The organism is Candidatus Competibacteraceae bacterium, from assembly GCA_016713505.1.
GTDB lineage: Bacteria > Pseudomonadota > Gammaproteobacteria > Competibacterales > Competibacteraceae > Competibacter_A.
The window spans coordinates 21867-48438 of record JADJPA010000001.1 but is presented as its reverse complement, the minus strand read 5'-3'; the positions used below and the strand labels follow the sequence as shown (position 1 = coordinate 48438).

Below are 26572 nucleotides of genomic sequence, written 5' to 3'. Positions count from 1 at the left end.
CCCATGAGCAACTTCGATCACCAGCGTTTCCCCCGTCGCTTGAACCTGGGTTGTGGTTTCGATCATCGAGAAGCTTATCTCAACGTCGATCTGAATGAATTTCACAAGCCGGATTTGGTCGCCGACGTCTGCGAACTGACGATGCTACCGAGCGGTTACTATGAGGAAATCATCGCCCAAGACGTTCTCGAACACCTACCGCGAACTTCGACCAGTAAGGCGCTACGCGAATGGAACCGCTTGTTGCAAGTGGGCGGCCGACTTTATCTACGGGTGCCCAGCCTTGAAGCGTTGGCGTCGCTATTTCAGCAAAGCAACAGCTTCGAACGCCATGCCGAACTGATGCATTTTTTGTTTGGAACCCAAGCCTATACCGGCGACTTTCATCTTACTAGCTTTACCCAATTATTACTGGAAGGCTATCTGAGGCAAGCGGGCTTTCAACCCGAAACAATAACCATTCTGCACGATTGGCTGTTTGATGCATCCGCTAAAAAAATTTCTGCTTTAATTCCTGACAGCCTTGAACAAGGGAAAAAGAAGCTTTTTGAAATCAGTGAGCCACGCGACTTTGTTGCAGCCGCCTACCGTTTGCTGCTGAGGCGCGAGCCAGATTCTGAAGGCCAAGCATTTTTTCTGGACGGGTTGCGGGCAGGTCATTTGGAGTACGCTCAAGTGGTGGCGATCATTGAAGGCTCACCCGAGTACCATCAACTTCAATCCGCTCCCAGCGTGCTGAATTCCATCGAGAACTCAGCCGCGGATAGCCAATCCCACTGAACTACCATCTCGGTTTTATAAGCAGCGACCTATCTTAAACAGCCTTGATTGATGATCTGCGTGACCCGACTTTGGAATTCAGGAGAGCGCAGAAAATCCACACGCACCTGCTCGCGAGTTTGGCTACCCGTATTCAATTGGTTCACCCAGTGGTTAAAACCGCTCAGATCTCCGCCCCGGCGTAAAAAGGCGTAGTAAAGATCAGCCACATAATCCGAATTGCTCCGGTTGCGGCTAGTATATTCAGCGCTGGCCAGAAACTGGCGCGAAATGGTATCGACTTCGGCGTTTACCGCCGCCGCTCCCGAACATTGCGCGCCGCGGAAACGGCCTAACCAATATTGAAATCCACTGCTGTCCGGCAATCGGTTAAGAAAACCCCGGTAAAAATCCACTACCGCATAAACCTCACCCCGGCTGGTGGTATCACCCAGCAACCCTTTCATGTAGCTGCCAAATTCCGGCGAGAACATAAAAGAAAAGAGAATCACGCTACGCGGCAATCCGGCGGCCAGTTGGCCGCTCCAATAAGCCAGACCGCCACCATCGGGTTCGCGGCTGAAAAAAGTGCGATATAATTCTATAACATATTGATTATTATCTGTATTCTTAGCAAGATATTCAGCGCTGGTAAAAAACCAGCCCGCCATGACCCGAAAGGCTTCCTGAGTGTCCACCCCCAGCCCTTCCAAACGAGTGGTCTCACCCTGCCAGTAGGTCAAACCCCCTGAATCTGGACTGCGCCCGAGAATAAATTGGTAGTAATGCCGGATTAGATCTGTTGCGGCAGTCGAAGCAACCACCGTGAAAGAGCGATAATAAATTTCCGAACCAAAAGACCCCTCCGCCGCATTTCTGAAGTCAGCCCAAACAAAATGCAGCTTATTTTTGTGAAAAATCATTTGGGGGTGCATGGTATCGGCGCGCGTCGGCACTTGACTGGGGGCCGCCCAAGCAACGCCATCGTTGCTGCTGGTATACAGTATGGGTCCTGTGGCAAAACCCTCGACCGTACCGGTCGTTTGTTGGAAAGCGGCATACAACCCCAGGCCTGGCGCTTCCGCCAAGGAAGGCGCCAGGCCTTCGGCGTTGCTGTCTGCTTCCGGTTGGTTAAGGGAAAATCCAGTCAGGGCGATGGGAGCTTCCCAACCTTGATTTTCGGGCGCTCCGCGCCGGAAGGTTACGTTGGTGCCCCGCGTGCGATCCCAGTACGCTACGGCCAGACGTCCGTCGCTGGTGGTCAATAAAGTGGGTGAATAGATGGCGGCATATTCTTCCGGGTAAAGAGGCGACAGCGCTTGAGCGGGATAAAGCCAGCTCGCCCCTCCCGGACATCCCAGCGCAACGGATCGCACTCCAAAGAGTGAAGACGGCGGCCAACCTTGTTGTGGCCGGCCCGCGCGGGTACTACGGAAAATCAAATACAAATTACCGCTGGGCAATTGTCCGAGCCGTGGGTACTCACTATCAGCAATTCCATCATTTTGTGTGACATTTTGTTCTGGTGTCCACGATTGCCCGCCATCACAACTCATCCGATGGTAAATCTGGCCATAACCGACATTACGGCTGTCGTAATAACCCAAATGCAGGTTACCGAAGCGGTCCACCCATAAATCCGTAGCGTGCGAATAACCATTGCTGGAATTACTGAGTTGTTGGGGAGGCTGCCAAGTTGCACCACCGTCGGGGCTGCGCCTGAAATAAACTTCACCGCTAACAGGATCAGCGGTCCAAGCCACATAAACATTGTTACCGGCAACGGCGATTAAAGGCAATGCATCGTTACGGCCGGCCGCATTGCTAAGATTGACTGGAGCGGTCCATGTAATACCATTGTCAGGGCTTCGAATATAATAAACTTCTGGTTCATAATTAGGATAAACGAATTCAGTCCACGCCGAATGCAGCATCCCATTCGCCGCCGCAAGGCGTGGAAAAACTGAAGGGCCTTGAACGGTTGTAAGTCTAATTTCCGGACCAAAATTAGCTTCGGCCGTAAGGCCGGCAAACGAGAAGCCGATTATCAGGCCGCTTGCTAAAAAGTACTTGACCATAGCCTATCACTCGTTTATTAAGGGCACGTTGGATTGTTATCCTGATAAATTCCTGCGCCATCGGTCAACAGAAAAAGAGAACCACCGCTGCGTTTGACGTGATTGATCGCCGCTGGTAGGGTATTTTTCGTCATCCAAGAGACTCCATCATCATTACTGCAATAATAATAACCAGCGTAATCAGCGCCGAATAGTCGCCCATCAGCAGAATATTGTAAACTGCTTAAAACCAGCCGCCGCAATCCCGAAGTCGTTACTGGAAAGAAGGAGCCACCTCCATCGACCGAGCGATACACCCCATTGTTGGTGGCTGCCACAACAATAGTGGGAGCCGTTGGTTTTTCCGCAATCGACAGAAATTCAAGACGGGAAAAACCTGGCGTGCTTGCGTTTATCCTAACCCAGCTTAGTCCATTATCATTGCTAAAATAAGGCAGATCATCAAACGAAATTAAAAAGAACTTGTTGGCAAGAACGCTGGATATTACCGAACCGTTGATTTTCAATCCCAAGATATTCGAAGTGGTGCTGACCTGCCAAAAGCCGTTCGCCTGCCTTCGAAATAGCCCATAGTTAGGATCGCTACCGGGGAAAAGCGAGTAAAATACCGTATTATTGTCAAAAGGTGAAACAGCTAATCCAACTTGATTGGTAAATGATTGCGGCACACCCGCCTCCATGACTTGAGACCAAGCTGCACCATTCCAACGAAACAAGCTTAGCGGCTGCCCAGCATCCAATAAATCATTACCACCAGACGCGGCATAAATTAAATTCGGGTCATTAGCACTCGCAGATAGCTGGGTAACGCCGCGAATCAGATCTCCCGCAAAGCCGATATTCAAACCATTATTCACAGGTGTCCACGTACCACCACTATTAGTGCTTTGCCAAGCACCACCACTCTTTAAACCCATAAAGAAATTAGTGGCTACCGCAGTACCGGTAAAAGCCATAACGCGATCAGCTTTCAGCCCATTTCCCGTAAAAAGCCATGGACTAATCTGTAAAGAATTGGTGGCTTGGGCGGTCTCGGAGCGAAATAAGCCGTAGCCTTTTACCGCCGCCAATACTCTCCTAGGCTGACCCGGCAGCGTCGTCAGCGCATAGATACCACCGAGCACATCTGGATTGACGCCAGGATCGACGGCCTGTTGCCAAGTCAAGCCATTATCGAGCGAGCGCCAAACCCCAACAGCTCGGGTGCCCGCCCAGACTATTGCAAGATTATTAGCATCCCGCCGCAGCGTATAGATTCCAAACAAATTACGGGTCAGAGACCAAGCTCCGTCACCCACTTTTCGATAGATGCCGCCGCTCACGTCTCTAGGGTCCATTGTTCCCGCCAATAATGCCCCTGTACTATCCACCGTTAGTGAAGTTACAAATTTATTCGGTAAACCGTTGTTCCAATTCACCCATGACGCACCACCATCCGCCGATTTGAAAACTCCTCCGATATTGAGCGCGGGATTATGGGAATTATTGCGCGTCGCAACGTAGGCGACGCCCGTATTGGCGGCAGGATCGAACAGCAGATCGACAAAATCTAGGCTATCGAGTCCAGCGACGGTGTTAATGAAGGTTGCGGCGCCGTCCGTGCTCCGATACAATCCAGCACCGTTGATGCCCGCTAGCACTTGATTGGCGTTAAAGGGATTGAGGGCCACCACGGTCACTGGATCGAACAAACGCTGGCTCCAGCTCGCGCCACCATCGCTACTTTTGTACAAACCCGAGGTCGAAGCAACGTAGAGCACGGATCCGCTCCCCGCGAGACGGTGGATATAGCGGGCCGGCAACGCGGCCAGCCGACTCCAGTTCAATCCTCCGTCGTTGCTTTTGTACAACCCCCCGCCAAAAGTGGCGGCGTAAACCACCGCACTGTCCGCTGCATACATGTCTCGAACTTCACCAGCTTGTACAGACCATTGTACTAGCGCCTCAACGGTCGAAGGGCGCGCCAGTATCAGAAGCAATATGATCAGAATTCTTAGTGGCATTGAGCAAGGCCTCCGATTCATTCTATCTATAACAACGTTTCGGCAGTCCGTTTCAGACTTTATAGGCTCATTGTAAGCTCATCGAAAATTCAAAATATACTGCTAATTAAGTCATTCTTTTGATAGCCTCAAAAAAGCCAGTGCCATTGTATGTTTTTTTAAGAGGCCACTCTCTCACGGCCATGGATTATTAAGGGCATCTGACCGCCATCTGGCTAGATGCCTTAAATTCAAAGTGGCTTTTACCAAAATCTCGTAATGATGCCATGATAGACTTGGTTATGTTTCGCTCCCTCTGGCAATTCAGAGGGTTCATGTTGGGCGCGGTGCAGCGCGAGTTTCAGGGCCGCTATCAGGGTTCGATGTTGGGTGGCGTCTGGGCGGTTCTCAATCCCTTGACCATGATCATTATTTACACTTTGGTATTTTCCCAGATTATGGGGGCTCGCCTGTCAGGTCACGAGGATAGTACTTTCGCTTACAGCATTTACCTCTGCGCGGGCTTGTTGCCGTGGACGTTGTTCGCCGAAGTCCTCGCACGGCTGAATTCGGTCTTTCTAGAAAACAGCAATCTCATCAAAAAAGCGCAACTGCCGCGGGCTTGTCTGCCCGTCATCGTGGTGCTCTCGGCGCTGTTGAACTTCGTCATTGTGATGGGTCTGTTTTTTCTATTCCTGGCCGCCACGGACAACCTTCCCGGGTGGCCGCTATTGCTAGCCTTTCCACTGATCATTACGCTACAACTGGCTTTTACGCTAGGGCTGGGCATCATCTTAGGAACCTTAAACGTATTCTTTCGAGACGTGGGGCAGTTTACTGGTGTTATCTTACAGTTCTGGTTTTGGCTGACCCCTATCGTCTACATTCCTAACATTCTATCACCAGAGGCTCAAAAACTATTTGCACTTAACCCGATGTGGCCGATGGTGAATGCTTATCAAACTATTTTCGTCGAACGTCGCTTTCCCGATGGATGGCCGTTAGTACCAGTCGTGCTACTATCGTTGGCCCTGTTGCTGCTGGCAGCTAAGATTTTCCTCGCCCGCGTGGGCGAGATCGTGGATGAGTTGTAATGGGTTATTTACGGATTAGAAGTCTCGGCAAAGTCTACAAACGCTACCCTAACAACCGAGCGCGATTGTTGGAATGGCTGAGTCCATCGCGCCAGCGTCACGCACAACATTGGGCATTACGCGGCGTCAGCTTCGAAGTGCATCCAGGCGAAGCGATAGGAATTGTCGGCAACAACGGCGCTGGCAAGAGCACCTTGTTAAAGATCATCGTCGGCACCACGCACCCAAATGAAGGGCACGTTGAGCTCGGCGGGCGAATTGCAGCCCTGCTGGAATTGGGAATGGGCTTTCATCCCGAATTCACCGGGCGTCAAAACGCCTATATGAGCGGGCAGATCTTGGGCCTCACGGGGGCGCACATCAGCAAGCTGATGCCGGAAATCGAAGCATTCGCCGAAATTGGCGACTATATCGACCAGCCGTTGCGAACATATTCTAGCGGCATGGTCGTGCGTTTGGCTTTCAGCGTCGCGACCGCAGTACGACCGGAAATATTGATTGTGGATGAGGCTCTGTCCGTCGGTGATGCCTATTTTCAGCACAAAAGCTTTGAAAGAATCCGCCAGTTTCGCGACGAAGGTACCACACTGTTATTCGTATCGCACAGCCCAGGCACCATAAAGAGTTTATGCAATCGAGCCATCCTGTTCGATCAAGGAATTTTGATCCGTGATGGCGAACCCGATAACGTTCTGGATTATTACAACGCCATCATTGCTAAAAAAACGGCCGACCAGCAGATTCGTGAAATCGAATCAGATGTACAGAAAAGCGTTATTCGCTCCGGCAGCTATGCAGCCACGATTGAAGAAGTGGACATGCTGGATGCCAGCGGCAGTGTTAGGGCAATCAGGATCGGTGACCCAGTGCGTTTTCGGGCGCATGTAAAGATCAACGAAACACTCGCCGAGTTGACTGTCGGAATATTGATCCGGGATCGATTAGGTAATGATATATTCGGTACCAATACTTGGCATCTAGGCGCAAGCCGTCGTGACACTCGGGCCGGCGAAAAATATTGGGTTGAATTCGATTTACCCGCCTTGAATCTTGGGGCTGGCAATTACAGCGTAAGTTTTGCTTTGCATAGCGGAGAAACACATGTCACTAATAACTATGACTGGTGGAATCAAGCATTAGTCTTTCAGGTAATTCCTGGACCAGGACCCTGCGCCATCGGCGTCAGCTATCTACCAATTGTAAGTCGTTGGGGCCACTGATCTTTTCGAAGATGAATAAAACCTTCTGCACCGATACTGATATCGAACACATAATGCAGCACATTCTCGATGAAATAGCGAGACGCAAGCAACAGGAATCTCTCATTTTTAACAAATCAACTTGCACTGGTGAAATTCTTAGTACGCTTGACGCATTATTGCAGAATAATGATAGAGAATTTCTCATCCAGGCTTATCGTAGCCTTTTAGACCGAGAACCTGATCATACCGGTTTAGAGTTTTTTTTAGATCGTTTGGCATCCGGCTCAACCAGTAAGATCGACATTCTTCGAGAGATCCGATATTCACCAGAAGGCAAGCATAAATCCACACAGATAATTGGGCTATTGCCGCCAATAGAACTTGAATGGAAGCAAGTTATCTCTTCGATTAATAGCATAAATTGCTTAGAAGATATTTCGCACTTATTTACCGACAATCTTTCATCACCCTATTCTTACTTAGGTGAAAAGCCGTTTTACTCGTTAAGTGAATTCCTGCAATTTCATAATACAGATTTTGTTAAGAATGCCTACCTGACTTTGCTCTGCAGAGAGCCTGACCCTGATGCACTCCAATACTACTCGATAAGATTAAGCCAAGGTAGCCTGACAAAAGTAGACATTCTTGGAAGACTGCGTTATTCCCGTGAAGGGCGATTAACCCATAAAAAGATAAAAGGTTTGCTGCTCCCTTTTATAATACAGTTAACTTATCATATTCCGATTTTAGGCCATTTGCTTTCAGCCGTCAGCTTATTGGTTAACTCACGCAAACTTATTAGACGTATACGTACGCTGGAGGAACAGGCTGATTATCAAACCATTCAAAACAATGCTTTTAATAATCGAATGTCGAAGTTAGAAGCCATCAATTTACGAGCAATAAAAAAATTTCAACAGATGGTCGGATATTTTCAACAGCTTGCTACATGTCAGGCTATTGAATTCACCCAACTGAAGCTAGTCGCTGATACTAAAACGAATCACAGCGAGTTAAGCTGCTTAAAGAAACGCCTTCAAGACTTCGTTCAAACTAAAACAGTAGTTGACCATTCAGCCGAAAGTCTGACTCAACTGAAAACCTTACTGCACTCCAAACCCGATACCAACGATCTCACCCAACTCGCTCAGCAACTGCAAGCAACCATAGCTGCCAAAGCAAGTGCTGCCGACCTCGCCCAACTCGCTCAGCAGCTTCACGCGACCGTCAATGCTAAAGCCAGCACCGACGACCTCGCCCAACTCGCTCAACAGCTTCACGCGAACGTCAATGCCAAAGCCAGCACCGACGACTTGATCTATCTTGCACACCAACTACAAGCAAACGCCGATGCCAAAGCCAGCACCGACGACCTTGTTCAGTATACCCAGCAAGTTCAAAGCCTGATTGATGACCTCCGAAATCAGCTCCGCGATCACAAACGCACGATTCTCGACCAGCAGCGACGATTAAGTTTGCTTTTAGAAGAAACGCGCAAGCGGTTGCCAAAGCCTTTGGATACCGAGCAATTAAATATGCTAGCCGATGCAGAAAGCCATCGACTGGATGCAATGTACGCCACTTTCGAAGATCATTTTCGAGGAACTCGAAAGGACATTAAAGAACGACAGAGTATATACTTAACTATCATTCGCAATTCCGGTGCTGGCTTCGAAAAATCGCCCGTACTCGATATTGGTTGTGGCCGAGGGGAATGGTTAGAGCTGCTACGTGAAAATAAGCTCACGAGCTATGGCGTAGACTTAAACGATATATTTGTACGACAATGCCAGGAAGATCAATTGAATGTAGTCAAGCAAGATGCACTAGTTTATTTGCGCGGCTTACAAGACGACACGTTGGGAGCGATCACTGGCTTCCATATTATCGAACATTTACCAATAAACAGTTTGGTCAGCTTACTAGACGAAGCAATCCGAGTGTTGCGGCCGGGTGGAGTAGTCATTTTTGAAACTCCCAATCCAGAAAACTTGGTAGTGGGAGCTTGTAATTTCTATATGGACCCAACACACCGTAATCCACTACCACCCGAAATGAGCTTATTTTTGGTTGAGGCGCGAGGATTCGTTCAATGCGAGATTAAGCGAGTGAATCGACAAGAGTTAAGCGATCCCATAGCCTTCTTGGAACCGGGATTTTTGGGTGCGAAAGAATTGAATGCATTGATCCAGATAACAAATGACTATTATTTCGCCGCACCGGATTATGCAGTAATTGGCTACAAAGCTTAAATTACATCTAATAACCTCTCCCAAATTTTTTGGATAGAAAATCAAGAATACTCAAAAATGCGCATTGTAATGGATATACAGGCTGCTCAAGGCGAGAGCAGACGACGAGGCATTGGCCGATATACGATGGGGCTGGCTAAGGCGATTGCCCGGAATGCAGGGTCCCATGAGATTTGGCTCGTTCTCAATGCACATTTTTCAGAATCAATTGAAGGTTTACGCTCTGAATTTACTGGCCTAGTCGATTTTAATAGAATACGTGTCTTCGAGACACCTGCTCCCTGCTTCGAAATAATTCCAGAGAATAAAACACGCGCTCGAATCGCGGAAAAACTACGGGAAGCATTTTTAGCATCTCTTAATCCTGATATAGTCCATGTTTTCAGCCTTTTCGAAGGTTATATAGATAACACTGTATCCTCTATTAAGGCTTTTGAGAGCCGCCTACTTACTACTGTAACCCTCTACGATCTTATCCCTCTTACGAATACCAAGGCACACTTAACTTCTCCACAGCACATCTCATGGTATTTTCGGAAAATTAATTCTTTAAGGAGAGCCGATCATCTCTTTGCCATTTCAGAATACTCTCGCTCTGAAGCCATCAGTTTATTACAAATTCCAGAGTCAACCATCTCTGTTATTGGGGGGGCCGTAGACGAAGTATATCAACCCATCTTGCCTACTGAGACTTTGCGACAAGAAGTTTGGGGCCGACATGGAATTAATCGGCCTTTTTTACTCAGTATCCATAGCGGCAGCGATCCTAATAAAAATGCTGCGGGATTAATCCAAAGCTATAATATGCTGCCCCGTGAATTACAGAACCAATATCAACTTGTACTAGCTGGAAATATTTCAGAGACCGAACGAGCGAAGTTGTTAGCTCTATATTATTTCGCAACCTTTCAAACAGATAACTTAGTCATTGTAGGCCGCATCTCTGACAATGACCTCATTATTTTATACAATACTTGTAGTTTATATATATGCCCATCTTTTCACGAAGGGTTTGGTTTACCACCCTTAGAAGCAATGGCGTGCGGTGCGCCGGTGATCGGCTCAAATTGCTCAGCCATCCCTGAGGTTATTGGACGGGAAGATGCACTTTTCGACCCTGCGAATCCAACTAACATTAAAAATAAAATCGAACAAGTCTTGTTAGATCCAAGCTTTCAGAATTCTCTAAAAGAGCATGCTCAAAAACATGCTAAGCGTTTTTCATGGGGCGCTTGTGCCCAACGAATGCTCGAATTTTGGGAGCAAGTATACTCTCAACATCAACGAAAAAACCTTAAAGTACTGCTAACCAATTCAATCGGCGGGTTGCCAAGATTAGCGCTAATAACACCAATGCCACCCGAGCATACTGGAATCGCTGACTATAGTTCAGAATTAATACCCTATCTTTGCCGATACTACGACATTACTCTTATCGTTGATCAAGAAATAGTAAATGATTTATGGACTCAATCAAGCGTGCCTATTGAAAATACCGCTTGGTTTGAAAAAAATGCTAGCCTTTTTGATCGCATTGTTTATCAAGTCGGAAATTCGCCTTTCCATAAGCATATGTTTGTGCTGCTACAACATTTTCCTGGTATTGTGGTGCTACATGATTTTTTCTTGAGCAGCTTGCAGCACTGGATGGAGTATACTGGTTGGAAACCTCATGCAATGGTGCAAGCTCTTTATAATACACATGGATTTTATGCTTTAGTAGAATTACAAAAACATGGAATTGATTATGTAAAATTGCGATATCCATGCAACGGTGATGTATTGACCGCTGCGACAGGACTCATTGTTCATTCTGAGTACGTCGAATCACGCATTGCAAATTGGGCTGACAATATTGGGCTTACTATAAGAAAAGTTCCTCAACTGCGCTCAACACCCTTAATTAGCGCGAATGTCCGTTCAAAAGCCAGGAAGTCTTTAGGTCTATTAGAAGAAGATTTTTTAGTTATCTCCATTGGGATGATTTATCCTACAAAGCTTAACCATCTTCTTTTAGAGGCTTGGCTGTCATCTACATTAGTAGCTGACCCACGATGCCATTTGGTTTTTGTTGGAGAGCTTCCTGGAGGAGATTATGGCGATAAGCTCGCACAGTTAGCAGAAAGCAAAAACCTTGGCCAGCGCATTATTTTCACTGGATTTGTAGATTCCGAACTTTATATCGATTACTTGTCCGCCGCTGATATGGCTGTACAGCTTCGAACGGATTCAAGAGGAGAAACATCACGTACAGTACTAGATTGCTTGGCTTTTGCTATACCATTAATCCTAAACGCGCACGGTACCAATTTTGAATTGCCTGATGGTGTTGCCATAAAACTCTCTGATAATTTTACCAATGAGGATCTACGTCAAGCGTTGGAACGCTTATGGAAAGAGGAAGATTTTCGCTTTGAACTCGGCAGATCAGGACAGAAATACATCCGCCATTATCATGCCCCTATCTCTGTTGCCAAGCAATATTATGACGCGATCGAACACCTTTCGTTGAATCATTGGCGCAAATCTGAGCAGCGTTTAATTGACTATACTATCGATTTAGGTGTGGCTGGAACTCCAGCAAACGAGCTCCGCCTAGCCATTAATGCCATGATCAACAATCGGATTAAGCCGCGTCTTAAAACATTATGGATCGATGTAAGTGTCGTCTCTGAGAACGACTTGCGCACTGGTATCGAGCGAGTTACTCGTGCTGTTGCCCGCGGCCTGCTTGATAGGCCTCTACCCGGCTATCGCGTCGAACTAGTACGGCTCGATAAATCAGGTTATATCACTGCTAACACTTTGACGTATCAGTTGTTAAGCATACCAGAGCTACAATGCGAGCATGTTGTTATTCCACAATGTGGCGATATTTTTTTAGGATTAGATTTAGTGGGTGATAGACTTTTGGAAGCTCAAGAATGGTTTATAAACGCACGTCGCCGCGGGCTTCTCATATTTTTCATAGTCTATGATTTGCTTCCTATTTCTCACCCAGAATTTTTCCCTTTCGGCTCACAAAATTGGTTTTCAGATTGGCTTCGCCAAATAGCGCTGCTTGCCAACGGTCTGATTTGTATTTCCCAAAACACTGCTGGCGAACTTCTCAAGTGGTTAAATGAAAATACGCCCAACTTACTTTCTTTACCAGAAATTACTTGGTGTCGTCTAGGAGCAGATCTGGAAATGACAACCCCTAGCACAGGACTTTCAGAAAATGATCCAAAGATATTGGAGCAAGTTTCATCTGTCCCTACCTTCTTAATGGTTGGAACCATTGAACCTCGCAAAGCTCATGCGCAAATTCTCACTGCCTTTGAAGTCCTTTGGGAAACTGGAAAATTAAATATTAATCTTGTTATAGTGGGCAAGGAAGGATGGAAAGGAGTCTTAGACCAAGATAGAGTTTATATTAACAACCTAGTAAATCGCCTGCATAGCCATCCTGAACTCGGGCAGCACCTCTTCTGGCTCGAAAACACGAGCGATGAATTTTTAAGTATTCTTTATGCAAACTGCCAAGCTTTGATTGCGGGATCATGGGCTGAAGGGTTCGGTTTACCTTTGGTTGAGGCTAGCCGGTTTGGGATTCACATCATCGCACGAGATATTCCAGTCTTCAGGGAAATTGGCGGAGATAATTTATTTTATTTTCGTGCTGATACTGCTGAAGAGGTAGCTTTGGAAATTTGTAAATGGCTAAAACATTACCAATTGAACGATCTACCGCCAACTGGAAGAATTCCGGTTCAAACTTGGGATCAGTGTTGCGAAGAAATTATATTTTCAATGCTGCACTATCAAGCGCATAGGAAATTTAATGAACATGCCTAAACCAGTAGATAAAAATTTCACAGAAAACACCCAATATTCAAATGAACAAACTATTGACCTGTTATATCAGGTCGCATTGAACCGCTTACTCCACCAAAAAGAAATCCTCGCCATTTCTAAAAAGATTGATGATGGAGAAATTTCTTCTAAAGATTTGCTGATTTCCATTATTTTATCTCCTGAATTTTGCCAAATATTAGGTCAAGAAGCCCCTCGATTTCATTTATATTTCATTCATAATACTAGAATTAAGCTTATCAAATTTGTCCTCCCCAAAGCAGATATAATTCTAGATATTGGTGGTGCAAATGGTTGCTTGATTGAATATGGGTACGAGCATAACTTCCAAAAAATGATTGTTACTGATATTCCACCAGACTCAAGAATTGATGAATTGAAGCAAGTCGATTTAGAAAAAAAATGGAGTTTGCACAGTAAGGTTGAAGTTTTGCTGACTTCAATGACAGATCTTTCCGCGATTGAAAGCGGCTCTATCGATTTAGTTTGGGCTGGTCAAGTCGTTGAGCATATCTCAGAAAATGAATTGAAAAAATCACTCGAAGAAATATACAGAGTACTGAAAATTGGGGGCAAATTTTGTTTTGATACTCCCAATGCCTTAATGGCGCGCATTCATTCTCCTGACTGTCTTCTTCATCCTGAACACAAAAAAGAGTATACTCCAAACGAAATGAGAAACCTCATTAGCTGTCATTTTTTTATTGAAAAAGAGTTAGGACTTCTCCCTATGCCGATTTCTTACAAAAATAACGATTTCTCTTATATTGAACTCATTATGAATAACTCATTTTCAGATAGTTTAAACTACAGTTACATCATGTACTTTGAATGCCAAAAGCGCTGAACTAGGCTGCTTATACTATGATTAGCGTCTTATTATAGATTTTAGACTTTCAGAAAAACAAATTTTTAATTATACGAACCATGACTATCACAATCAATTCCTTTGAAGAATTAGACAATTTTTTGAACTACGTTGAAGCCCTCAACGATGATGACGCGATGCGGAAGCATTGGTTGACCTTAAAACTAAATCCTTTAATTTTTAAAGATTTTGCTGAAAAGATAAAGAAGTTAGATCCATTTACTGACCAATATTATAGCCTGATTCAAGATTTTTTTGGTTATTTACAAGGATGCAAATATCATATTTCTAATGAAGGCCTTTTGATTGATGTAGAGCTAATGACGCATGTTGGTTATCCTTACAGTACTCGTTCTCCTGCCACGGTCGGCGCTTTCCTTATTGCATATGGATTTATTATTAAAACGATGAATGTTCCAATTCCGGCAAGAATACTCGATATCGGGACAGGCGTAGGCGCGCTGACCCAGCATTTAGCGAAAATGGGCTATGACCTAACCTGCGTGGATGTAAATGACGATTTTTTAGAAGTGATAAGACGAGCCTCTAAAGGCTTACCAAATCGGGTTGACTGCGTGCTAAGCAATATGGAAGAGCTTGACCTCAAACAAAAATTTGATGCAGTTTTGTTCATGGAATCCTTCCATCATTCCCTCAATCATCGAGAAACATTGAAAAAAGCGATCAACCATTTAAAGCCAAATGGAATTATTGTTTTTGCTGCTGAGCCCATCATAAAATCTGAAACTGATTATTTGCCATACCCTTGGGGTCCACGCCTTGATGGTGAAAGCATTCGTGCAATCAGAAAGCATGGTTGGATTGAATTGGGTTTTTCCGAAAGTTACTTTTATGAAATGTTGCACAAATCAGGATTACAAGCCCAAAGATTTAGCTCTTCCGAAACCCATTGGGCGGATGTTATCATTGCACGGCCCTATAAAAGCCTAAAACTAGGCAAAAGCTTATCGATGCGAGCCGGACAGGAGGGCACCTTTGCTCTGCTATCAGGCTGGAGCCAACCAGAGCCCTTTGGCACATGGACAGATGGCTCATCGCCGACTATTCGTTTCATTGTAGAAGATACCCCTGAAACTTACCAACAACTTCAACTGAATTTTGAATTAATCCCTTTTTTAGCATTCACTCATACAGAACAGCAGATTAAGGTATTTATTAACGAACATCATGCGGAGACTTGGTTATTTAATGGTACTGAATCGACCGAAGAGAAAAGAACTATTATTTTTTTAAAAGAGTTTCTTGATGAATCTAAGGTTATAAATATTCGTTTTCAAATTTCTTCTCCGATATCACCCTCATCGCTGGGCTTAAGTAATGATACTCGCCAAATTGGTTTGGGATTGATCTCGATTTCTTTAGACGCATGGCGGAAATGAGATGAAACGTGCAATTATTACCGGCATCACCGGCCAAGACGGTGCTTACCTCACCGAGCTGCTGCTGGACAAGGGCTACCAGGTCTTTGGCACCTACCGTCGCACCAGTTCGGTCAACTTCTGGCGACTGGAAGAGCTCGGCATCCAGAATCATCCCAATCTCCGGTTGGTCGAGTATGATTTAACCGATCCCGGCGCCAGCATCAGAGTGCTCCAGCAAGCCCAGCCTGATGAGGTTTACAACCTCGCCGCTCAAAGCTTCGTCGGCGTCTCGTTCGAGCAGCCCGTAACCACCGCTCACATCACCGGCCTCGGGGCCTTGCACTTGTTGGAAGCCATCCGCATCGTCAATCCGAAAATCCGCTTCTACCAGGCCTCCACCTCGGAAATGTACGGCAAGATTCACGAAATGCCGCAAACCGAGACCACCTTCTTCCACCCCCGCAGCCCTTACGGCGTCGCCAAGCTGTTCGCCCACTGGTCCACGGTCAATTACCGCGAATCCTATGGGCTGTTCGCCTGTAGCGGCATCCTGTTCAACCATGAATCGCCATTGCGCGGGCAAGAATTCGTCACCCGCAAGATCACCGACGCCGTCGCCAAGATTCATCTCGGCCAGCCAGAGGTATTGGAACTCGGTAACCTCGATGCTCAGCGCGACTGGGGTTATGCCAAGGAATACGTCGACGGTATGTATCGGATGCTGCAACACACCGCGCCGGATACCTACGTGTTGGCCACCAACCAAACTTGGCCGGTCCGCCATTTCGTGGAGCTGGCTTTTCAAGCGGTGGAGATAGCGCTCGAATGGCAGGGCCAGGAAGACAGCGAACTGGGTCGCGACGCCCGTACCGGTCAGGTGCGGGTGCGCGTCAATCCCAAATACTATCGACCTTGCGAGGTGGATGTCTTGTGCGGCAATCCGCAAAAAGCCCGCGACCTCCTGGGCTGGACGCCCAGCACCAGCTTGGAAGAGCTTTGTCGGCTGATGGTGGAAGCGGACCTGCGGAGAAACCAGCGTGGCGTCTCCTTCTAAGCGGGTCTTGATCACCGGTGCCAACGGTTTTACCGGCCGTTGGCTCGGCCGTCATCTCGCCGCCTCAGGCTATCAGGTCCATGGCTTGGTGCAGGGTGCGGCTCAAACCGCCGCCGAGATCGAGGCCGACCTGCGCGAGCCCGCCGCTCTGCGCGCGGCTCTGGCAACCGTGCGACCCGATTTCATCGTGCATCTTGCCGCCATCACCTTTGTCCCCCACAGCGACAGCGCTGAAATCTATCAGGTCAACCTGTTCGGCACGCTAAACCTGCTCGACGCCGTCCTGGCGGCCGGCCTACAACCTCGCAAAATACTGATCGCGAGCAGCGCCAACGTCTACGGCAATCCGCCGGTGGAAGTCATCGACGAGACGGTCTGTCCCGCGCCGGTCAACCATTACGCCATGAGCAAGCTGGCGATGGAATACATGGTCCGCACTTACCAGGACCGCCTGCCGCTGATCGTCACCCGGCCCTTCAATTACACCGGCGTCGGCCAGGAAGAACACTTCCTAATCCCCAAGATCGTCGCACACTATCGGCGGCGGGAGCCGATGATCGAGCTCGGCAACCTGGACGTGGTGCGCGACTTTTCCGACGTGCGCTTTGTGATCGAAGTGTACCGGCGCTTGCTGGAAAGCGACGTTCGCAATGAAACCGTCAATCTCTGCTCCGCTCAAGGCGTGGCTCTGGATGAAATCATCAAGTGGATGAATCGGCTCGCCGGCTACGCGATCCAGGTCAACATCAACCCCGCTTTCGTGCGCGCCAACGAAGTGCGCCGCTTGATCGGCGATAACAACAAGCTGCGCCGCCTGATCGGTTCCCTTCCAGTCTTTCCGATCGACGATATTCTGAGTACCCTTTACCACAACTCGACCCCGCCGTCGGGCTGAACCAGCATTTTGGCCTTTCGCCATTCCGATTTGCGAGCGCCCGATATGGAAAGCAGTCCCCTTTCCGCATGAAACTGATCCTGAACGTCGACGCCATCACCCACCCGCTCACTGGCATCGGCCAATACACGCTGCGGCTGGCGCGGGGGTTGCGAGCGCATCCGGCGATCGAGGAAACCCGCTTCTACTCGGCGTATCGCTGGATCGAAGATCCCGAACAGGTGTTAGCCGCCAATCGACCCATCGCCCGGATCCGGCGCTGGACTCCCCTTCAAGCCGCTGGCCTTGAACATCTACAGCGCGGTGCGCAGCCAAGCGTTTTTTGGCAAACCCGCGCCCTGAAACAATACATCCTGCATTCTCCCAATTACATTCTGCTGCCTTTCGACGGTCCGGCCGTTGCGACTATCCACGATCTGTCCTATCTCCACTACCCCCAGCACCACCCCCGCGAACGCATTCTGTTCATGGAACGTCACATGCCGCGCACCCTGGCGCAAGCCGCCGCCATCATTTGCGATTCCGAGTTCATCCGCCAGGAAATCATCACCATCCTGGGCGTACCGGCGGATAAGGTGACCGCGGTCCCTTTGGGAGTCGATCCCGCGTTTCACCCGCGCGATCCCGCGACCCTACAACCCGTGCTGGCCCGCTACCACCTCGACGGCCTGTCTTATCTGCTGGCCGTATCGACGCTGGAGCCCCGCAAGAATCTACCGCGCCTGCTGATGGCCTACGCGCGCCTGCCGGACGCGTTGCGCGCCCGCCATCCGCTAGCGCTGGTCGGCGCGAAAGGCTGGTTGAACGCCGAACTGGAGCGCCATCTGGCCCCGTTGGAGCGCACCGGCCAGCTCCGCCGTTTGGGTTACGTACCGCAAGATGACCTGAATGCTTTGTACGCTGGCGCTCACGCTTTCGCCTATCCCTCGCTGTACGAAGGGTTTGGCCTGCCGCTGCTTGAAGCCATGGCCAGCGGCGTCCCGGCTCTGTCTTCCGATTGCTCGTCGTTGCCGGAAGTCGCCGGCGACGCGGCGCTACTGGTCGATCCTGAAGATATCGACGCATTGACCGCCGGCCTGGCACGCCTGCTGGATGACGGCGACTGGCGGCGTTCGGCCAGGGACCGAGGCTTGGAACAAGCCCGCCACTTTTCCTGGCAAAGCTGCGTCGAAAAACGGTCGTCGTCTACCAGCGCTTGCTGGAGGAACCCGCCCATGGCTGAGCGCCACGCGACCGCGCGTGACCTGCCGGATAACGCTGGGCAGGCGGGAACCTTCGAATACGATTCCGCCACCAGATCGCCGCCCTTCGTGGACGAGCTCGCCCAGCTTTGGCACTATCGCGATCTGGTCTTGTTGATGGCCGGCAGCATCCTAAAAAATCGCTACAAGCGTTCCCTGCTGGGCATTCTCTGGATGCTGTTGAATCCCCTGTTGCAAACCATCGTGCTGGCAATCGCTTTCGGCGCCTTGTTCAAGTCGGCGTTACCCCACTACGCCATTTATTTGTTGAGCGGTCTGCTGGCCTGGAGCTTCATGACCCAGACCACGCAATACGCCATGGCCGTCATGGCCGGCGGCGGCGGCTTGCTCAAACGCATTTATATTCCCCGCGCCACCTATATCGTCGCGGTGGTCGGCAACGGCCTGATCAACTTCCTGGTGTCGATTTTGCCGCTGGCGCTCATCATCCTGGTGTTTCAGCATCCGTTCAGCGCCAGTTGGTTGTTCTTGCCGTTCAGCATCACGATTCTGACGGTATTCACTCTGGGACTCGCGCTGTTGCTAGCCACCGCCTCGGTTTTTTTCACGGACTCCATCGACATTTATCAGATTGTGGTCCAGGCCGGTTTCTTCCTGACCCCGATCATGTATCCGCCCGCGGTGCTGCCCGAGTCGCTCGGCGGTTGGCTGCTGTTGAATCCCTTTTATGTGCTGATCGAACTGTTTCGAATCCCGATCTATGCCAACGCCGTTCCCGACCCCGGCCTGATCGCGGGCGCGGTCATCCTGGCGGTTGGCACGCTGCTGGCCGGCTGGATCGTGTTTAGCAACAAGGCCGATCAATTGGCTTACCGGCTGTGAGCATGAGCGCCCCCATCATCCAGATCGATAACGTGACGGTGCGCTTTCGCATTCCGCACGAGCGGATTCCCACGTTTCAGGAATACGCCATTCGCTGGCTGAAGCGGCGCGGCGTTCGCTATGCCGATTTTAATGCATTGAATAACATCAGTTTCCTGGTCCGGCCGGGCGAGACCATGGGCATCGTCGGCCCCAATGGAGCCGGTAAGAGCACCTTGCTGAAAGTGATCGCCCGCGTGATCCGCCCCACTGAAGGGCGCTTGCGCTTGCGCGGGCGGGTGGCGCCCTTGTTGGAGTTGGGCGCCGGTTTCGATTACGAAATGACCGGCCGGGAAAACGTCTTTCTAAACGGCACGGTTTTGGGCTTTAGCCGTAAAGACATGGCCCGGCGGCTGGATCGAATCGTGGATTTTTCCGGGATCGGCGAGTTTATCGACGCCCCGGTACGCACCTATTCCAGCGGCATGGTGGCGCGCCTGGGCTTTGCGGTGGCGACCGACGTGCGGCCCGAAATCTTGATCATCGATGAGGTGCTGGCGGTCGGTGATGCCGACTTCCAGAAAAAATCGGCGGCGCGTATCCGCGAATTCCGAGAGGGGGGTTCGACCATCCTGGTCGTTTCACACAGTCCGGTGTCCATCAAATCCTTGTGCAACCGTGTGCTCTGGCTCGAACACGGCGTCATCCGCCGGGTCGGCCCGGTCGATGTGGTCGTCGACCAATATATGACCGGCTCAACCTCCGAATGATGCGGGCGGATTGAAACCATGCAAATCATCGTTCTTGGAATGCATCGCGCCGGCACTTCCGCCGTAACGCGGTTGATCAACATGATGGGGGCTTATCTCGGCCCGAATAATTTGTTGATGCCCGCCAGTTCCGACAATCCTAAAGGTTATTGGGAACGTGTCGACATTCAGCAGCTCAACGAGTTTGTCCTGAAAAAATCCGACGCCAATTGGCGTAACGTTTCAAAAATCGACCCCACTAACATTGATCCGACCGTTCTTGACGAGTTCAGGCAGCGCGCCAGTAAAATCATCGTCGAAATGAACGGGCATAGTCCTTGGATTATAAAAGACCCAAGGCTCTGTCTACTTTTTCAACTCTGGCTTCCTCTGCTGCAATTCCCGTTATGCATTCATGTGGCCCGTCATCCCATGGCGGTCGCCCAATCCCTGAAGAAACGAGATGGACTCCCCCTCCACTTCGGAATCGCGCTTTGGGAGCACTATAATACCCGCGCTATCTTGGCTTCAAACGGATTGCCGAGGCTGACAGTGAGCTACGAACGGCTTATGGAAAAGCCTAACGAAGCGGTTGAAGAGCTTTATAAGGCGCTTAGCGCTCATGGAGCGCCTTCTCTTCAGCTGCCCAACAAGCATAAAACAGCGGAATTTCTCAACAACGAATTACAACATTATAAAATCGCTAAAGATAACAGCAGCGACTTTCTGACGCTCGGACAAACAAGGCTATGGAATATACTCAACGCTGAAAAAATGGAATGGCACTATGCCTTCAACAACCTTGATGTTGGTATGGCCGCACTGAAAGATTATGAGCAACTCTTTACCGATCTTGGCAAACTGCGCACTGAAATACACCATCTCAATGTCAAAGCAACTGAACATGAGAAGAAAATAAACCAGCTGGAACTCAATGCGGAATTAAATAATACCAATAACGACAGTTTAATCAAAAAGTATGTATCGGACGTCAATACCATGATACGTCTTTTTGAAAGCTTGCATCATGATACTCAGCTCGCCTTCGATTCAATGACTTGGAAACTGGGCTATCTGATCGCCGAAGCGGGTCGAAAAATCGGGGTGCTTCAAAGAAGCCCCATGGTGCAAGATCATATCAAGAGAATTATTAAATCCTACCAGATTTGGCGCAACAAAAATCCGTTCATCTCTAAAGACACTCATCGCTCGATTATCATTCTAGCGGATATTAAAAATACTTTTAATTATAACAATTCCCTTGAGAGTTTAAATTTTAAGGAAGAGCATGAAGAAGAATATTTGAATTTTAACGAAGAAGATTACTTGAATCGATATCCAGATGTAAAAGACGCGGTGGAGCGCGGCCAATTCAGGAACGGCTTAGAGCACTACCAGCTTCTCGGGCGCAACGAAATCCTGGGAGGCACGCGCCCTTACAGTACATCCAACTCAAGCCTTCCGCTTAAAATTTATAATGAAGACGATAGGATTCAATGCAAGCTGGAAATCGAAAAATGGCAAAGAAAGCCCGTCATTTCAGTCATCATGCCGGTCTATAACGTCGAGCTAAAATGGCTGAAAGCCGCGATCAATTCCGTTCGGCATCAAATTTATCCTCATTGGCAATTGTGCATTGTCGATGACCATTCATCCCGCCAGGAAACGCTCGACTATCTCAAGAGCCTTGACCATCCCGCGATCCAGCTAAAAATCCTAACCGAGAACCAAGGAATCGCGCTAGCTTCCAATGCTGCACTGTCTCTCGCGACCGGTGAATACCTTACCTTTTTAGATCATGATGATGAAATAACTCCTGACGCATTTTATGAGATCGTCAAAATTATCAATAAAAGTGATCCTGATCTCATCTATTCAGACGAAGACAAACTTACTTTGGAAGGTTACTATATTGAAACGCACTTCAAGCCCGATTATTCTCCCGATCTGATTTTTTCAATCAATTATATTTGCCATCTCAGCGTTTATCGTAAAAGCTTACTTGAAAAAATCGGCCACTTTCGCACCGGCTTCGAGGGCGCTCAAGACTACGATCTATTGCTTCGAGCGCTCGATCACACCGACCGGGTTTTCCATATCCCGCGAATTCTTTATCACTGGCGCAAAATATCGGGCTCCACGGCCGCAAAATTCAATAACAAGCATTACGCCTGGGAAGCAGGCCGGCTGGCCATTGCCGATACGCTCAAACGCCGTAACATCGAAGGCACGGTTGCGCTGGGGCATATTCCCGGTAATTATCGCGTCCAACGCAAACTGCTAAAAAGCCCCAAGATCAGCATTATCATCCCCTTCAAGGATAAGCCCGATTTATTAAAGCAATGCCTTGACTCGATATTGCTTAAAACCACCTATCCTAATTTTGAAATTATTGGCGTCTCTAACAATAGTAGCGAGGCGGAAACCTTTTCACTGATGGACGCTTACAAAAATCAGGACGCGCGGATTCGCTTTCTGTCCCATGATATCCCCTTTAACTTTCCCGCTATCAACAATTTCGCTGTCAAACAGGCCACCGGCGAGCATTTAATATTGCTCAATAACGATATCGTCGTCATTACGCCGGATTGGCTGGAAGCTTTATTAGAGCATTCGCAACGCCCGGACGTTGGCGCCGTGGGGGCCAAACTCTATTACCCCGACGATACCGTCCAACATGGTGGCGTTATCATTGGCTTGGGCGGCATTGCCGGACACGCCCATAAATATTACCAACGCGGTGATACGGGCTATTTTCATCGGCTGAATTTAATTCAAAATTTCAGCGCCGTAACGGCGGCGTGTTTGATGGTCAAAAAGTCGCTTTATGAACTGATCGGCGGCATGGATGAGGCGAATTTGCCAATCGCTTTCAACGATGTGGATTTCTGCCTGCGCTTGCGTGAGAAAGGCTACCTCAACGTTTTTACTCCTTATTGCGAACTGTACCATCATGAGTCGAAAACTCGGGGCTATGAGGACACCCCTCAGAAAAAACAGCGCTTTGCCAAGGAGATCGCCTACATGCGCAAACGGCACGCCACCATCCTGCGCGATGGCGACCCGTACTACAACATCAATCTTCCGCTGGACCGCGAAGACTTCGGAATGCTGTAAATGCAAATGCCGATGACCGAGATCATCCTACCGGTTCATAACGGCCTGAGCCTGTTACGTGATGGCCTAGACGCGGTGCTGGCCCATACATCGCGCCGCGCCAGCCGGCTTTCGATCGTGGACGATGCCAGCGATCCGGTCACCGCCGCTTGGCTGCGCGAGCGCGCCGCCGCCGAACCTCAATGGATCACGCTGCGGCGGCAGGATGAGAACCTCGGCTTTCTGGCCACCTGCAATCAGGCCATGGCTCAGGGCGATTCCGCTTATGTGGTGCTGCTGAACAGCGATGTGCTGGTCAGTCCGGGCTGGCTGGAGCGCTTGCTGGCCTGCGCCGAAGGCGATCTTCGTCTGGCGGCGGTCAACCCGCTCAGCAACCGCGCCGACAACATCGACTTGCCGATGGCGCCCGGCGCCAGCTATCTGGCGATGAACGAGTATCTGGCGAGCCAGCGCCAAGGCCGCTGTCACGATGTAGTCACCGGGGTCGGCTTTTGCCTGTTGCTGCGCCGCAGCGCCTTGAAACAAGTGGGATTATTTGATCCTTGTTACGGACACGGCTATTGCGAGGAGTCCGATCTATGCATGCGGCTGATCGCCGCCGGCTTTCGCACCGTGGTGGCGGAAGATGTCTACGTTTACCATCGCGGTGGTGGCTCGTTCAGCGACGGTCACGCCCGCTACCTGCACAACCGACGGCTGTTCGACCGCCGTTGGGGTCAGGACTACCGACGGCAATTCCGCGCCTTCCGCCGCGCCGACCCGCTGCGACCGGTGCGCCGCTTGTTCGCCCTACCCTCGCGCTGGGAGCCGACTTCGGCGGTCTGGCAAGGCGCCCGCGAACTGCTGGCGGAATGGCGCGGCCGACGCTCGCTGCAAAAACTAGCCCGCCTGAGCGTCCGCCATACGTTGCGGGTGGTGGCCGCGCGCCGGCCTTGCCCGCGCCGGGCGCTGGCGCAGCGCTTGACGCCGCCCGGACGGCTGCGCGTGACTTATGTGCTGGATCGGCTGGTGGTGGCCGGCGGCGTGCTGTCGGTGCTGCAACTGGTCAACGAACTGATCCGGCTCGGCGTCGAAGCGCGGGTGGCGGCGCTGTACGAAGATCCGCTGATCCACGACTGGCGCCCGCTCTACACCCGGCCGTTGATCTATCGCAACGCCCGCGCCTTGCTCGCCGAATGCCCCGATAGCGACTTGGTGTTCGCCACCCACTGGAACACGGTGGACTGGGTTCACCGGCTGCTGCAAACCGGGCGGACCCGCGCCGCCGGCTATCTGATTCAGGATTACGAGCCCTGGTTTTTCCCGATACGGCCGCAGCGCAACGGGAACGGGTGAAAGCCGGCTACCGGTTGCTGCCCCACCGGATCGTCATGTCGGATTGGTTGCGCGGCCGGCTGGCGGAGGACGGCCACGACAGCCACAAGATTCCCTTAGGGATGGATTTGGGCCAATTCTATCCGCGCCCGACCGCGCGCGGCCCGCAACCGGTGGTGCTGGCCATGGCCCGACCCGGCACCCCGCGCCGGGGGTTTCCGGCGACCATCGCCGCGCTGGCGGCGGTCAAGCAGGCTCGACCCGAGGTGGAAATCGTGCTGTTCGGGGACCGCTTCCTCGACCGCTGGCGCATTCCTTTCCCCTTCCGCAACGAAGGCTTGGTCATCCGCCAGGACCGGTTGGCCGAACTCTATTCCGGGGCCGATATCTTTCTGGACGGTTCGGAATTTCAGGGTTTCGGGCGCTGCGCGCTGGAGGCGATGGCCTGCGGCGCGGCCTGCGTGCTGACCGATCTCGGCGGCGTGCTGGAATATGCCCGCCATGAGGATAATGCCCTGTTGACGCCGCCCGGCCACGCCGAGGCTATGGCCGCCGCCATCCTGCGCCTGCTGGACGATGCTCCGCTCCGTTGCCGCTTGACTGCCCAAGGCTTCACTACGGCCGCCCGCTACTGTCACCGCCGGGAAGCGCGCGACACGCTGGCTTGGATCGAACAACGCCTGACCGCTGGAGCCACCGCATGATCGCGGTCATCGTCGTCAACTACCGGCGCGCCGCCGACACCGTGGAGTGTCTGGACTCGCTGTTGCGGGTGGCCGCGCCCGCCTTCGATATTTTCTTGGTGGACAACGGTTCCAGCGCCGCCGATGTCGCTCAGCTACGCGACTATGTCGCCCGCCATCCCGAGCGCATCCACTTCACGGCATTTCCCCAAAATTTAGGATTTACTGGCGCGCACAACCGTTTGTTCGAACAATGGGTTCCCAGCCATCGCTACGAATTCTTTTTGCTGGTCAACAACGATGCGGTGGTCGAGTCCGACTTTCTGGAACACATGCTGGCGCGGCTCGATCCGTCCCAGCAAGTCGCCATGGTCGCGGCGCGGGTCATGAAGTACGCGGATCGCAGCCAGATCGACAATCTGGGGCATCACTTTCTATAAATGCGGGCTGGCATCCAATCGAAAATCCCCGGATGATCCCTTGCTCGGGCCTAGCGGCAACTGCGCGCTGTATACAGCCGAGCTATTGCGCGCCATCCATCAGGCGACCGGCGAGTACTTCGACGAACACTTTTTCTGTTACGCCGAAGATACCGACTTGGCGTGGCGGGCGGTCTTGCTGGGCTATCGGGCGGCTTACGCCGAGGATGCCTTGGTCTATCACAAGGGCTCGATTTCCAGCGGCGGCCCCAACAGCGATTTCGTGCTCTATCACGGCATTCGCAATTCGCTGTTCGTGCTGGTCAAAGACATCCCGGCCCGCTTTCTGCTCGGCAATCTATTCTGGATGGTTGTATTGCACGTCGCCATCCTGCTGCGTTACACCGTTAAGGGTAAGCTCGGCGTGGTGGCTCGGCTGTACCGCGACTTCGTGCGCGGCATTCCAGGAATGCGCCGCAAACGCCGGCCCATCCAGCAGCAACGACAGATTCCCCCGCGCGAGATCCGCCAGCGGATCAGCCGGCTGTTTTACGAGCGCGGCTATGCGCTGGGTGCGCTGCGAGATTTGTATTGAACCAGCACACTCAACGCTCGATCCCCCTGCTGCTCGCGCTCCTGGCACTGACGGCGGCGCTGACGGTTTATGCGCGTTGCGTTTTGGGTTATCCGATCTGCGGAACCGACGAACAGAATTACCTGAAAATCTTCGACTGGCTGGATGGCGGGGATCGTGGCCGATCTCAGGACCGGGCTATGCCGGGCTGATTTTCGAGCTGCGAGACTGG

Annotated in this window: 19 protein-coding genes; 17 read left to right on the top strand and 2 right to left on the bottom strand. The window is 50.6% G+C overall.

The window, feature by feature from the left end; all coding sequences use genetic code 11:
- The first annotated feature begins 3 nt into the window (after positions 1–3).
- The gene (locus tag IPK09_00245; protein MBK7982044.1) at positions 4–780 is read left to right on the top strand and encodes a DUF4214 domain-containing protein; all 777 of its coding nucleotides are present in this window, start codon (positions 4–6) and stop codon (positions 778–780) included.
- Positions 781–809: 29 nt separating this feature from the next.
- Here the strand turns inward: IPK09_00245 and IPK09_00240 are convergent, their stop codons facing one another.
- Together IPK09_00240 and IPK09_00235 are read right to left on the bottom strand one after the other, a co-directional pair.
- Positions 810–2837 (bottom strand): DUF4214 domain-containing protein, encoded by a 2028-nt coding sequence (locus IPK09_00240; protein MBK7982043.1) that lies wholly within the window; start codon positions 2835–2837, stop codon positions 810–812.
- A 17-nt stretch (positions 2838–2854) separates the two neighbouring features.
- Positions 2855–4738 carry a hypothetical protein gene (locus IPK09_00235; protein MBK7982042.1) on the bottom strand — a complete coding sequence of 628 codons (1884 nt, stop codon included), beginning with the start codon at positions 4736–4738 and terminating at the stop codon, positions 2855–2857.
- Between the two features lie 368 nt (positions 4739–5106).
- On the opposite strand from IPK09_00235, the gene IPK09_00230 reads away from it, so the two are divergent.
- From IPK09_00230 to IPK09_00155, 16 genes are all read left to right on the top strand, one after another.
- Entirely contained in the window at positions 5107–5913 is an 807-nt protein-coding gene (locus IPK09_00230) for an ABC transporter permease (protein ID MBK7982041.1), read from the top strand.
- Positions 5913–7133, top strand: a complete 1221-nt coding sequence (locus IPK09_00225; GenBank protein MBK7982040.1) for an ABC transporter ATP-binding protein — start codon at positions 5913–5915, stop codon at positions 7131–7133. The genes IPK09_00230 and IPK09_00225 overlap by 1 nt, the downstream gene beginning before the upstream one ends.
- An 11-nt stretch (positions 7134–7144) precedes the next feature.
- Positions 7145–9367: a DUF4214 domain-containing protein gene (locus tag IPK09_00220; protein ID MBK7982039.1), complete on the top strand. Its 2223-nt coding sequence runs from the start codon at positions 7145–7147 to the stop codon at positions 9365–9367.
- Positions 9368–9424: 57 nt separating this feature from the next.
- Positions 9425–13204: a glycosyltransferase gene (locus IPK09_00215; protein ID MBK7982038.1), complete on the top strand. Its 3780-nt coding sequence runs from the start codon at positions 9425–9427 to the stop codon at positions 13202–13204.
- A complete protein-coding gene (locus IPK09_00210; GenBank protein MBK7982037.1) occupies positions 13197–14069 on the top strand; it encodes a class I SAM-dependent methyltransferase in 873 nt (290 codons plus the stop codon). Before IPK09_00215 ends, IPK09_00210 begins: the two co-directional genes overlap by 8 nt.
- A gap of 80 nt (positions 14070–14149) precedes the next feature.
- Positions 14150–15490 carry a class I SAM-dependent methyltransferase gene (locus IPK09_00205; GenBank protein ID MBK7982036.1) on the top strand — a complete coding sequence of 447 codons (1341 nt, stop codon included), beginning with the start codon at positions 14150–14152 and terminating at the stop codon, positions 15488–15490.
- A gap of 1 nt (position 15491) precedes the next feature.
- Positions 15492–16526 (top strand): GDP-mannose 4,6-dehydratase, encoded by a 1035-nt coding sequence (gene gmd, locus IPK09_00200; protein MBK7982035.1) that lies wholly within the window; start codon positions 15492–15494, stop codon positions 16524–16526.
- Complete coding sequence (locus tag IPK09_00195; protein ID MBK7982034.1) at positions 16510–17421, top strand: GDP-mannose 4,6-dehydratase; 912 nt, start codon at positions 16510–16512, stop codon at positions 17419–17421. Before gmd ends, IPK09_00195 begins: the two co-directional genes overlap by 17 nt.
- Before the next feature lie 68 nt (positions 17422–17489).
- Entirely contained in the window at positions 17490–19505 is a 2016-nt protein-coding gene (locus tag IPK09_00190; GenBank protein MBK7982033.1) for a glycosyltransferase, read from the top strand.
- A gap of 2 nt (positions 19506–19507) precedes the next feature.
- Positions 19508–20254 (top strand): ABC transporter ATP-binding protein, encoded by a 747-nt coding sequence (locus tag IPK09_00185; protein ID MBK7982032.1) that lies wholly within the window; start codon positions 19508–19510, stop codon positions 20252–20254.
- Between the two features lie 18 nt (positions 20255–20272).
- A complete protein-coding gene (locus tag IPK09_00180) occupies positions 20273–23350 on the top strand; it encodes a glycosyltransferase (protein MBK7982031.1) in 3078 nt (1025 codons plus the stop codon).
- Complete coding sequence (locus tag IPK09_00175; protein MBK7982030.1) at positions 23351–24685, top strand: glycosyltransferase family 2 protein; 1335 nt, start codon at positions 23351–23353, stop codon at positions 24683–24685. It abuts the gene before it with no gap.
- Positions 24682–25368, top strand: a complete 687-nt coding sequence (locus tag IPK09_00170; protein MBK7982029.1) for a glycosyltransferase family 4 protein — start codon at positions 24682–24684, stop codon at positions 25366–25368. Before IPK09_00175 ends, IPK09_00170 begins: the two co-directional genes overlap by 4 nt.
- Positions 25365–25787 (top strand): glycosyltransferase, encoded by a 423-nt coding sequence (locus tag IPK09_00165; GenBank protein ID MBK7982028.1) that lies wholly within the window; start codon positions 25365–25367, stop codon positions 25785–25787. The genes IPK09_00170 and IPK09_00165 overlap by 4 nt, the downstream gene beginning before the upstream one ends.
- Before the next feature lie 40 nt (positions 25788–25827).
- Positions 25828–26361 carry a glycosyltransferase family 2 protein gene (locus IPK09_00160; GenBank protein ID MBK7982027.1) on the top strand — a complete coding sequence of 178 codons (534 nt, stop codon included), beginning with the start codon at positions 25828–25830 and terminating at the stop codon, positions 26359–26361.
- Positions 26358–26552 carry a hypothetical protein gene (locus tag IPK09_00155; GenBank protein ID MBK7982026.1) on the top strand — a complete coding sequence of 65 codons (195 nt, stop codon included), beginning with the start codon at positions 26358–26360 and terminating at the stop codon, positions 26550–26552. The genes IPK09_00160 and IPK09_00155 overlap by 4 nt, the downstream gene beginning before the upstream one ends.
- The last annotated feature ends 20 nt before the right edge of the window (positions 26553–26572 follow it).